Source organism: Pseudoalteromonas sp. SWYJZ12, assembly GCF_015864395.1.
GTDB classification, from domain to species: domain Bacteria; phylum Pseudomonadota; class Gammaproteobacteria; order Enterobacterales; family Alteromonadaceae; genus Pseudoalteromonas; species Pseudoalteromonas arctica.
This window is the reverse complement of sequence record NZ_JADYXH010000024.1, coordinates 36841-47842: the sequence shown is the minus strand read 5'-3', so window position 1 is coordinate 47842 and position 11002 is coordinate 36841. Positions and strand designations below refer to the sequence as shown.

10 protein-coding genes and 3 tRNA genes are annotated in these 11002 nt (G+C 39.8%); 5 read left to right on the top strand and 8 right to left on the bottom strand.

Annotated features, from left to right (window positions below; translation table 11 throughout):
• Positions 1–86 precede the first annotated feature (86 nt).
• Both I6F42_RS18110 and queE read right to left on the bottom strand, forming a co-directional pair.
• A complete protein-coding gene (locus tag I6F42_RS18110) occupies positions 87–830 on the bottom strand; it encodes a class I SAM-dependent methyltransferase (RefSeq protein ID WP_197152982.1) in 744 nt (247 codons plus the stop codon).
• Positions 831–1102: 272 nt separating this feature from the next.
• Positions 1103–1768: a 7-carboxy-7-deazaguanine synthase QueE gene (queE, locus tag I6F42_RS18105; protein ID WP_002960417.1), complete on the bottom strand. Its 666-nt coding sequence runs from the start codon at positions 1766–1768 to the stop codon at positions 1103–1105.
• A 145-nt stretch (positions 1769–1913) separates the two neighbouring features.
• On the opposite strand from queE, the gene queC reads away from it, so the two are divergent.
• On the top strand, positions 1914–2570 hold the full coding sequence (gene queC, locus I6F42_RS18100) for a 7-cyano-7-deazaguanine synthase QueC (protein WP_007583902.1): 657 nt from the start codon (positions 1914–1916) through the stop codon (positions 2568–2570).
• An 88-nt stretch (positions 2571–2658) separates the two neighbouring features.
• Here the strand turns inward: queC and I6F42_RS18095 are convergent, their stop codons facing one another.
• Positions 2659–3108: an isoprenylcysteine carboxylmethyltransferase family protein gene (locus tag I6F42_RS18095; protein ID WP_197152981.1), complete on the bottom strand. Its 450-nt coding sequence runs from the start codon at positions 3106–3108 to the stop codon at positions 2659–2661.
• A 208-nt stretch (positions 3109–3316) separates the two neighbouring features.
• On the opposite strand from I6F42_RS18095, the gene I6F42_RS18090 reads away from it, so the two are divergent.
• Complete coding sequence (locus tag I6F42_RS18090) at positions 3317–3559, top strand: hypothetical protein (RefSeq protein WP_007583900.1); 243 nt, start codon at positions 3317–3319, stop codon at positions 3557–3559.
• A gap of 4 nt (positions 3560–3563) precedes the next feature.
• Here I6F42_RS18090 and I6F42_RS18085 read toward each other — a convergent pair whose 3' ends face one another.
• From I6F42_RS18085 to I6F42_RS18065, 5 genes are all read right to left on the bottom strand, one after another.
• The gene (locus I6F42_RS18085) at positions 3564–4586 is read right to left on the bottom strand and encodes a hypothetical protein (RefSeq protein ID WP_101217392.1); all 1023 of its coding nucleotides are present in this window, start codon (positions 4584–4586) and stop codon (positions 3564–3566) included.
• Between the two features lie 101 nt (positions 4587–4687).
• Positions 4688–5368: a tRNA (adenine(22)-N(1))-methyltransferase TrmK gene (locus I6F42_RS18080; RefSeq protein WP_197152980.1), complete on the bottom strand. Its 681-nt coding sequence runs from the start codon at positions 5366–5368 to the stop codon at positions 4688–4690.
• Positions 5369–6307, bottom strand: coding sequence for a class I SAM-dependent methyltransferase (locus tag I6F42_RS18075; RefSeq protein WP_024592356.1), 939 nt, complete (start codon positions 6305–6307; stop codon positions 5369–5371).
• 2 nt (positions 6308–6309) lie between these two features.
• Positions 6310–8304 carry an excinuclease ABC subunit UvrB gene (uvrB, locus tag I6F42_RS18070; RefSeq protein ID WP_007583893.1) on the bottom strand — a complete coding sequence of 665 codons (1995 nt, stop codon included), beginning with the start codon at positions 8302–8304 and terminating at the stop codon, positions 6310–6312.
• Positions 8301–9680, bottom strand: a complete 1380-nt coding sequence (locus I6F42_RS18065; RefSeq protein WP_024591018.1) for an MATE family efflux transporter — start codon at positions 9678–9680, stop codon at positions 8301–8303. The genes uvrB and I6F42_RS18065 overlap by 4 nt, the downstream gene beginning before the upstream one ends.
• A 1051-nt stretch (positions 9681–10731) precedes the next feature.
• Here I6F42_RS18065 and I6F42_RS18060 point away from each other — a divergent pair.
• The 3 genes from I6F42_RS18060 (at position 10732) to I6F42_RS18050 (ending at position 10996) form a co-directional block, all read left to right on the top strand.
• Positions 10732–10808 (top strand) — tRNA-Asn (locus I6F42_RS18060).
• A 13-nt stretch (positions 10809–10821) separates the two neighbouring features.
• Positions 10822–10898: transfer RNA gene (locus tag I6F42_RS18055), tRNA-Asn, on the top strand.
• A gap of 21 nt (positions 10899–10919) precedes the next feature.
• A tRNA-Asn gene (locus I6F42_RS18050) sits at positions 10920–10996 on the top strand.
• Positions 10997–11002 lie beyond the last annotated feature (6 nt).

The window sequence follows — 11002 nt, the reverse complement described above, 5'->3', positions numbered from 1 at the left end:
TGTGAAGAATCAAACTGAATATCAGCCCCAAGCTATTTAAAGAAAGCTTGAGGCTGGTTAGAAGAGATGGTATCTACGCGTTTGTCTTAAATTTTTACGCAGACAAAAATGGCGTTGCCTGAGCGCTCTACCCATGGGGTTATTTTGTCGTAGTCATGTTCAAATATGTGGATTTCGAAGTACGGCTTTAAGGCTTCTTTGAGCTCGGTATAACTAAAAGCCACCATTGGGTGCTCGTCGTGCCATACGAGTGTTTTGTCTGCGGTGGTTTTTTCTATATTGAGTTTTAATAACTGTTTACTGCCACTGCCACTGTAGTGCCAACCAGAGCGAAATGTGAAGAAGCTATTTTCGCTTGTTGCTGTGTGCTCTACAAATGAATCGCTGTCGATTTTGTTTTTATCAACCGTGTTAAAGCAAAATATTCCACCTACATTTAATGCATTGTATACGCTGGCAAGGCATTCTTTTAGCTTATTAATGCCGTCGCAGTAATGGATTGAATACAAAAAGCAGGTAATTAAATCCAATTGCTCGGTTACTTTAAATTCACTCATGTTTTGCAACGAAAATTGCGCTTCTGGACAACGAACTTTTGCTTTATCGAGCATTGGCTGGTTTAAATCAAGCCCACTACTTTTATAGCCGTAATCAATAAAGTGGCGTACATGCGGGCCGGTGCCACATGCTAAATCGAGATGGGTATTTGCGCCATTACCAAAAATTTGGTGCAGCCTGTGAATAGAATTGCTTTGGGCTTGATAATCTATATCTGCGCACATTAAGTCGTAGTAATCAGAAAGGTCGGTGTAGAGTGCATTTGCGGACATATAAGCCTAGTGGTAAGTAGTAGAATATTTTTAAGTCGCGCATAGTAAACTAATTAGCACAATTAACGAAGAAGATATGAGCTTTAGGGTAGATGTAATCTTAGGTTATAAAGTTCAGTCTATAAAGTACAGGGTTGTCGGATGGCGCTTTGCTTATACGGCCTGTGTATTTAAATATTATAGAGCGTTGTTATAAAACGGTGTGGAATTGGAGATTCGTTGGGTTTCGCTACGCTCTACCCAACCTACGTACTATAACTTTAAGCTACTCTTTAACTAATTCCTAAATACTTATGTACTTGTATTGATAGGCGCCAGTTTTTGGCAATGCAGGTGTCGATTGCTAATTTAGTTGCTGATACTTTTTGGCTAATTGGCTGCAAGTAAACAAGCTTTGGATTAACGCCTGTTTTAGCAAATAACTCTTCAAGCTCTTCTACGTGCTTTTGCATAGCAACGGGGTGTTTTATCTCGTTTGCACGCTTCATGGTGCTGGTAAGTACTTCATAACCACCGCGCATATTAATTTTTGGCGATACCGTTACCCATGTTTGCTCTGGGGCGAGTATTTCAAACGTGCCGCTGGTTTCTATTTGTGTACTAAAGCCGTGTTCGTGTAATAAGTTACATACTGGATTTAAATCAAACATGCATGGCTCGCCGCCAGTAATAACTACGTGCTTTGCGGTATAACCTCGTGATTGAAACAACGCTAAAATTTGCTCTGCACTGGCGTTAGCCCAATGATCTGAGTCGGCTTTTTTTTCTACGGTTTCGTCCAGCGATACTTTATATACATTATCAACATCCCACGTTTGCTTAGTGTCGCACCAAGAGCAGCCTACTGGGCAGCCTTGCAGACGTAAAAATATTGAGGGTGTGCCAGTAAAGCTAGCTTCACCTTGAATGGTTTCAAACACTTCATTAATTTTGTACAAAAGAGATCTCACTTACTACCTAGCAGCCAAATTGCTACTATTAAAAAACCAAAAAGCGCTGTGCAAAAATTGTTATTTAAGCTGCGGCCGTGTAGTATATCGCGCCCTGATATAAACCTCTATTAAAACTAAGAGCAAAACAGATATGACGCAAAAAGTAGTTGTTATTTATTCCGGCGGTATGGACTCATTTACCGTATTAAATAAAGCCCTGCAACAAGGCCATGATGTATATGCCCTATCATTTGACTATGGTCAGCGTCATGTAAAAGAGCTTAAAGTGGCGGCAAGTGTGTGTGAAAAATTAAACGTTCCACACAAAATTGTTGATATTTCGGCGATTAACCAACTTATTGGTGGCTCATCACTTACTGATGACATTGATGTGCCTGAAGGCCATTACGAAGAAGAAAGCATGAAAAGTACGATTGTACCTAATCGTAATATGATTTTGCTCTCGCTTGCTGTTGGTTACGCGGTATCACTTAAAGCTGGCCAAGTTTATTACGGCGCTCACTCTGGGGATCATGCTATTTACCCTGACTGCCGTCCTGAATTTGTGCAAAAAATGGATGATGTGTGTCGTATTGCTAATTACGACGCTGTAGAAATTTTTAGCCCATACTTAAACAATACTAAAATTGGTATTTTAACCGACGGTATTGAAATGGGATTAGATTACAGCCAAACGTGGACTTGTTATAACGGCCGTGAAAAGGCCTGTGGTAAATGTGGCGCGTGCCAAGAACGCCTTGAAGCATTTGCACTAAATAACATTACAGACCCGTTAGAATACGAATAAGCAGCAATTAATTGGTAATACAATTGCTGTAAACAAAAAAAGGCTATCATCGATAGCCTTTTTTGTTTGTCTAATTTTAACGTAGAGATTACAGCCAGCGTTTTACGCGCGCTTTATAGGCGGTAAACTCTTCGCCAAATAATTTAGTGAGCGCACGCTCCTCGGGTATTATTTGAAAAAACGTTAAATACGCAATAAACCCTATAATACATAAAAGTGCCCACAAGGAACTTAACCAAATACCCCACCCTGCTAAAATAAATGCAAAACCTACGTACATTGGGTTACGCGAAATTTTATAAATACCGCTAGTAATAAGTTTTGACGCTTGCTCAGGTTTATTAGGGTTTACAGTGGTGTTTGCTATTTTAAAACTCACCACCCCTGCAATACAAAAAACACACCCTATAATGACCAAACTTGCTGCTAAGTAGGTAATAAATGCGGTGAAATCAATAACACTATAATGCGCAATAAGCGCCATTATGCCTGCAAAAAACAGCACAACAATAACGGGAGGTATTTTATTATTTAACATGGCAACTCACTGTATTGGCTAAAGTATGTTTATTATATGGTGGCTATGCAGCCATTAAACAATATCTAAAGTGTATAAATGATGAACACGCTCAAACCTGAGCTTAAGTAAAGTATACAAATTAAGTTACAATTGTCAGCTTTATCAAAAGCGCTTAAAGGTTATACTTTAACCATAAACGAATAATAAAATGATAAGGAATGAGGTTATGTCTGGAACTACGATGATTGTACTTATTGTGCTAATTTCGGTTGGCTCAGGAGTGGTTTACGATATGTATAAAAAGCATCTTGAGTTTAAGCATAAAATGCAAAACAACAACAGCGATGCCCATAAACAATTAGCTGAAACAAATGCACAAGTGCTTGCATTAAAAGAACGTGTACAAACACTTGAGGCTATTGTTACCGATTCAAGCTTTAGCGTTAAAGATGAAATTAATAAACTTTAAATTGTTATAAGTAATTTGGATATAAATGTGCATTTTCTGGCTGCTCAATGCCATGAGCAGCTAAAAACCCACCAATAGCTTGCCCGCAGCCCTGTGGTGCTCGCCCGCTGTCTATCTCAAAATTTAACTGATTAGCATGTTGCTTACCCATAGAGCAAAGCCCTACGGTACTTGGCGAGCGCATAGCGATACTTAAGTTACCTATTTGTTCAACCACAACGTGTTTACTAAAGCGGGCAAAACCTTTGTACTTAAATTGCTCGTTTACGTAATCATTGCTTGTGGCTACTAATGCTGTAATTAAGGCGTGTAAAAAGCTATTAGCGGATGGATCTGCTGTTAAAAACGCGATTGTTTTTTTATTAAACTCGCTAAGTTGGCAATCTTCACACAACAGCTCAACAGTATATAAATGTTGCTCGGCTATTTGCTGCTGGCTCTTAAGCTCAATACTTTTTCCTGCAAATACAATACGTTTAAGCACTTCATCAACACGGCTTTCAGCACTTTCACTTTTAACAAGCTCAGGGTTTTGAGCCATTACCGGTAAGTCGTGATGGTTATTAAATGGCGTACTTGTTGCGCCGCTTTGCATTAACTGAAAAAGCTCTCTTACTTCATGTTCACGCGCTACTTTTAACGCTAAAAATGCAGTTTGGATAAGTTCTGAAGTAGGTAAGTTTTCCTCTACTATCCAGCGTCTGCCAAATAATAGCTTTTTGGCTTTGCCTTCATTTGCAGATGCACTTTTTTGATAGTTATCTGGGCTCAGCACTGCTACTTGCAGGTAAATTTCTTCACCTTTTTGTGCAGCAAGCACCCTAAAGTGAGCCGAAAACTCAATACTCTCAAGTACTTCGTTTACGCTTTCAAGCGTGTGCTTGTAACGTAAAAAATGTTGTGGCACTACCCAGCTACTATTAGCCAATTGCACAAGGGGTGCATAAGAAATAGGTTGCTCGTAACTGTGTTGCCATTTTTGCTCATTGCTAAGCAAATGATTAATGTGACTCTTGTTATCTGACATAAATAAACCAAATAAACTCGCGTTGTGCGATATAAACTATGAACACATTACGTCGTCAATGTCGTAATTAGATCACATGTACGCCCTACTTTCGGGCTTTTTTAACTATCGGTGAGTTCTTGATAGTCTGTTATAACTTTTTGATAGTATGGCTTATCTTTATTGAGCATTTTATTATAATGATTTATGAGTTGGCGCTGGTACATAGCGTGTTCTGCACTAGCAAAGTCCCACATTTTATTACCGGTGTGCCTAATCTCATTATTGCTACTAAAGCTCACTTCAATCACTTCATAAAAACGTTTGTTGTCGTAAACTATTTGCTCACTTACAAGCCCTAAACCTAATTGCTTTAAACCGACTCGCAACTTATAAGTGTGATGCACTGGGCACAAAATAAAACGAATATTATTTAAATGCTCCACTGCATTATTAGCAATAATATGTTGTATTAAACTTAACAACAGCTCACCGCCAACACCTGCGATTACAACTACTTGGCTTTTACTTTGAGCAATTTCAATTTTGCCTACATCCTGACATAAGACCTGCCACTGCGGATTTTTATTACAGGTTTTTTGTAATTTATTAATAGATGATAATTGCGTTTCTAGGTCGTTCATTAAAGTGGCGACTATATCTACAAAAATAACCTGGTTTGCAGCTGCGCGTTTTAATAGCGCCATGCCTAAATAACCATGGTCGCAGCAGCAATCCCAAATAATATCGTGATGCTGCGAGATTAATGTATCAATGGCAGTTAGGCGTTTGCTGAGCTTCATTTAATCAGCAGATTGTGACGTTTTGTAGATAAGTGCTTTTAAGCTTCTGTCGCTGTCTACTTCAATAAAACGCTCGGTAGGGGCTAGGCGCTCAACAAATTCAATTGCGCCTTGGGTGTGCTCGTTTATTAACGCTTTAAACGCCTCTTCGCTAAGCTCTGGGCTATTAGCGCACAATAACAATTGTGTGGTATCACAAAGTAGCTCTGGCAACCTGCGCAGCACTTTTTGATAGTCTTTAGTTAATATAAAGCTGCCTTTTTGAAAGCTTGGCGGATCAACTATTATTAAATCAAACGGGGCTGCTTTTTTTAGTTTTCCAAACGACTTTAAAATATCGTGAGGTAAAAAACTTACGCCGCGCTCAAAACCATTTAATTGATGGTTTTGCTTACCGACTTTAAGTACACCTTTGCTCATATCCATATTCATTACATGATCTGCTCCGCCTTGCATAGCTGCAAGCGAAAACCCACACGTGTACGAAAATAAATTAAGCACTTTACCATGCTTACTATTAGCCATTACAAACTCACGGCCGCTGCGCATATCGGGAAATATTCCGGTATTTTGACGACTCTGTAAATCAACCAAAAAACGAATGCCGTTTTCGGTTACAACATGCGGGTTAGGTAATTGCCCGTAAACCACGGTGTTTTGGCTTTGTACGCCAGCGCGTTGCTGATACACAAGTGAGCTAATAAGCTCTGGCTGGTTTTTTTGTGCCCACTGCCACACAACATCGGTAAGCTCGCTTAGTGTTTGCTCGTCAATTTCGTCGTACGAAACCAAAAACAAACTTGGCGGATAAAAGTCTAAATTAATATGACTTAACGCCTCAACACTATGGCCACGGCCATGAAAAACACGGCACAGTTCATTTTTTAAAATTGGCGCATCTTCAAGCGCAGTAATAAGAGGAGTAAAGTTTGCTGTCATTTTTAATTAATCAACTGTTGTTGTAGTTCATGTATTTCATCGCGAACAGAGCCCGCTTTTTCAAATTCTAGGTCGCTTGCGTATGCATGCATTTTGGTTTCAAGCTGCTTAATTTGCACTGTAATTTCTTTAGCACTAAGTACCTTTTTAGAATCTTTACGAACAAGTCTAAGGTTATCTTTAGGGCCGGCTTCTTCGCCTACATCCATCGCATCAAGAATCTTTTTGGCTAGTGAATGCGGTTCAATACCGTGTTCAATATTATAAGCATGCTGAATTTCGCGTCGGCGCGCTGTTTCGTCCATGGCCTTAGCCATCGATTTTGTAATTTTATCACCGTACAAAATAGCGCGGCCATCTAAGTGACGTGCAGCACGACCAATGGTTTGAATAATTGAACGCGCTGAGCGTAAAAAGCCTTCTTTATCTGCATCAAGTATGGCTACTAGCGCCACTTCTGGCATATCCAGGCCTTCTCGAAGTAAGTTAATGCCCACTAACACATCAAACACACCTGCACGTAAATCACGAATAATTTCAACCCGTTCAACCGTGTCTATGTCTGAATGTAAGTAACGCACTTTTACGTCGTGCTCACTTAAGTAATCGGTTAAATCCTCAGACATACGCTTGGTCAAAGTGGTTACAAGTACGCGTTCGCCCTTCTCTACACTTTTATAAATTTCTGAAAGTAAATCATCAACCTGATCGCCTACTGGGCGCACTTCAATAAGTGGATCGAGCAAGCCTGTTGGACGAATTACTTGCTCTGCGATTGCGCCCACACAACGGTCTAACTCAAAGTCGCCTGGCGTTGCCGATACATAAATTGTTTGTGGTGAAATAGCTTCAAATTCTTCAAAGCGCAGCGGCCTGTTGTCCATTGCTGAGGGCATTCTGAAGCCATATTCAACTAAGTTTTCTTTTCGGCTTCTGTCGCCTTTATACATTGCGCCAATTTGCGATACGGTTACGTGCGATTCATCAATAATCATCAATGCGTCGTCTGGGAGGTAATCAAGTAATGTGGGTGGCGGATCGCCCGGCGTACGGCCCGATAAATAGCGGCTGTAGTTTTCTATACCAGAGCAATAACCTAGCTCCCGCATCATTTCTATATCGTATTGCGTACGCTGCGTTACGCGTTGCTCTTCTACTAATTTATTAGCACTGAGTAACTGGGCTCTTCGATCTTTTAGTTCTTCTTGTATTTTATCGATAGCACCGAGTATTTTTTCACGCGGGGTAACATAGTGTGTTTTTGGGTAGATAGTGGTGCGTATTATATGCTTTTCGACGGCGCCTGTAAGCGGGTCAAAAATACTCAAGCGCTCTATTTCGTCATCAAACATTTCTACGCGAATTGCGAAGGTGCTAGATTCTGCAGGAAATATATCAACCACTTCACCACGTACACGATATGTACCACGGCTAAAATCTATATCGTTGCGGGTGTATTGTATTTCAGCTAGGCGACGCAGCATGTCGCGTTGGTCTACTTTTTCGCCCACTTTTAAAAGTAGCATCATTTTCATGTATGATTTAGGGTCGCCCAAACCATAAATAGCCGATACCGACGCCACAATAATAGTGTCGCGACGCTCAAGCAGTGCTTTGGTCGCACTTAAACGCATTTGTTCTATATGCTCGTTTATCGAGGCATCTTTTTCAATAAATGTGTCGCTAGATACAACATAGGCTTCTGGCTGGTAGTAATCGTAATACGATACAAAATACTCAACCGCATTTTTAGGGAAAAACTCTTTCATTTCCCCGTATAGCTGCGCGGCAAGCGTTTTATTGTGCGCCATTATTATTGTTGGACGGTTTAAATCGTTAATAATATTAGCCATGGTAAAGGTTTTACCTGTACCGGTGGCACCTAATAAAGTTTGGTGTGCAAGGCCTGCTTCTAATCCTTCGCATAGCTGCTTAATCGCTGTGGGCTGATCGCCTGCTGGTTTAAAATGTGATTTTAACTGAAAATGATCGCTCAATTATTGCACTCCTGTAACGATTCGCCGCTCAGCGCTTCTAGTTTTTTCATAAACCATTTGTATGCCACTATTGCTGTAAATAAGTTACCTAAAGCAGCGCCAATAAATAGCCCTAATAATCCGGCTATTTCGTTGCCTACATAAGCAAATGGTACATAAAATATGAATAACCGAATGACACTTAATACCAATGCGTACATTGGTTTGTGTAAAGCATTAAACGATGAATTTGATAATATGATCACCCCTTGTAAGCCATAGCTTAGCGGGATGGTATAAATAAAGAGTTTAATTACATCTATTACGGCTTGTTCTTTACCAAATAATTGGCTTATAACACCTGAAAATGCAATGAGTAATACGTAAATGGCAAATTGCCATACCATTACAAATTTTAGTGTGCCGGTATACGCTTCTTTAACGCGGCATAATTTGCCAGCGCCAAAGTTTTGGCTAACAAATGGCGGTAATGTCATCGATAGTGCAAGCACTAATATACTTGCAATAGATTCTATTCGACTTCCCACTCCAAATGCAGCTACGGCCTCTGGCCCGTGATGCGCAACCATAGCGGTCATTACGGCCATTGCAACGGGTGTAAGCATGTTTGCGCCGGCAGCAGGCAAACCAATTTTTAATATTTTACGAATAGCGCCCGTCACTGTTTGCTTGCCTGCTTTTAGGCTCAACAAGCGTTTTTTAACCGCTAATATATATAAAATAATAACCACAGCAACAGACCATGCAATAACGCTTGCTATGGCCGCGCCTTGAATACCTAACGCTGGTACTGGCCCAAAACCAAATATCAGTATAGGGTCGAGTACAGCGTTTATCAGCCCTGCTCCACCCATTACTATACTTGGCGTTTTTGTATCGCCACTGGCGCGCAGTACCGAGTTACCAATCATTGGGGTTATTAAAAATACACTACCAATAAACCATATATTCATGTATTCGTGTATTAACGGCAATACTTGTGCGCCCGCTCCTAGCAAAGTAAATATGGGGTCAATCAGTAAATACCCAACAGATGACAACACAATAACCAGAACCACACCAACCATTAAAGAAATACTAGCGTCAAAACGCGCTTCATCTATTTTATTACTACCGAGCGCTTTTGCTATTACCGCCGATGTACCGATCCCCAGCCCTATTGCTAAGCTAATAACGGTAAAGGTAACCGGAAATGTAAAGCTCACCGCTGCAAGCGGCTCAGTGCCTAGTAAGCTTATAAAGAATGTATCGACAATATTGAACATCATTAGCGTGATCATGCCGAATATCATCGGGATGGTCATCGTCTTTAATGTGGGCAAGATGGGATCGTTTAGTAAATCTGGGCGAGTCTGGGATTTTGAAATTGCGCGCATGAAATAAATAGGCCTCTTTTACTGAACGAATCATTTTAAAGCATCAAGGCAGTTCAAGCCACGGATTTATCACTACAATTGAAGTAATTAAAGAAGTAAAGATTCGAAAAAATAGTAAAACTTAGTTTTTGCTTCTTTTTGTTAAAATAGAGCCTAAACACACCAAAAACCAATTAAAACACATTTTTATAACTTTTATTACAAACACCCAGTGATATATGATGCTTTTTTACACAAAGGTACTGCTTGGTTTATCGTTACGAAAAAATTCCCTCATCGAGTTGCATACATTCAGCATCAAATCATAACCCATTGTTTTATATTGAATTAAAAATAGTGATTTAAAAGCTTGAAATCGTTGTAGCACCCTAAACCATTGGTGCCGATGATGTTCTTAAAGTTTCATAAACAGAGTTATCCACAGAAACCGTGGATAACTCATTCAAACCCGCATTTATAAAGGCTTTGAGAGAGCCTCCATTTTCGGTGATATCCAACCAATTGACCATTTGTTAATTGTGGCATTTTTATAAACTCACGCTAAAAACTGTAGCTCACCAATTTTTCTTCTTAACATAGTTGTACGTTAGGTATAAAAAAACGTTTAATACAAAGTTAAGTTATTGATTGCTCTATTTTTGAACGGATAAAACAAATACTCATTTATACATAGTGATTAGATCACAATTTAGATCAAAAAATATTTCTGCGAATATACGCATAGGTATATTTTTAGAAAATTAAAACAAAAAACGAATTAAATACGAAAAATATCGCTAAGTAAAAAATGAGTTTTTATGTTTTTGAGTTGTTTTTTAATAACAAGCCACTTTAATACCGTGTTTAATTTAACCAATTTGAAGACTCAGCAATAATAAAAGTCACATTGTTATTCTTAAATTTTTAAAAAAGTAACTTTAATAGAGCTATAAAACACGCAGATCGAACACAAAAACAACGAATAAACCTCTTTTTTCAATTTATGACTTTTATATGTTGACACTTTGCGGCGCGGTCATTAATATTTCGCCCCGTTGAAAGGCAAGACGCTTCCCCCTTAGCTCAGTTGGTTAGAGCGACGGACTGTTAATCCGCAGGTCCCCCGTTCGAGTCGGGGAGGGGGAGCCAAGTTTTTACGATTTCCCCCTTAGCTCAGTTGGTTAGAGCGACGGACTGTTAATCCGCAGGTCCCCCGTTCGAGTCGGGGAGGGGGAGCCAAGTTTATGTTTATGATGTAGTTCCCCCTTAGCTCAGTTGGTTAGAGCGACGGACTGTTAATCCGCAGGTCCCCCGTTCGAGTCGGGGAGGGGGAGCCAAATTCA

Bases quoted from the DNA above. Each gene is read 5' to 3' on its own strand.
- I6F42_RS18110 (WP_197152982.1), bottom strand. From the start codon at position 830: ATGTCCGCAAATGCACTCTACACCGACCTTTCTGATTACTACGACTTA.
- queC (WP_007583902.1), top strand. From the start codon at position 1,914: ATGACGCAAAAAGTAGTTGTTATTTATTCCGGCGGTATGGACTCATTT.
- I6F42_RS18075 (WP_024592356.1), bottom strand. From the start codon at position 6,307: ATGACAGCAAACTTTACTCCTCTTATTACTGCGCTTGAAGATGCGCCA.
- I6F42_RS18080 (WP_197152980.1), bottom strand. From the start codon at position 5,368: ATGAAGCTCAGCAAACGCCTAACTGCCATTGATACATTAATCTCGCAG.
- I6F42_RS18065 (WP_024591018.1), bottom strand. From the start codon at position 9,680: ATGCGCGCAATTTCAAAATCCCAGACTCGCCCAGATTTACTAAACGAT.
- I6F42_RS18095 (WP_197152981.1), bottom strand. From the start codon at position 3,108: ATGTTAAATAATAAAATACCTCCCGTTATTGTTGTGCTGTTTTTTGCA.
- I6F42_RS18085 (WP_101217392.1), bottom strand. From the start codon at position 4,586: ATGTCAGATAACAAGAGTCACATTAATCATTTGCTTAGCAATGAGCAA.
- I6F42_RS18090 (WP_007583900.1), top strand. From the start codon at position 3,317: ATGTCTGGAACTACGATGATTGTACTTATTGTGCTAATTTCGGTTGGC.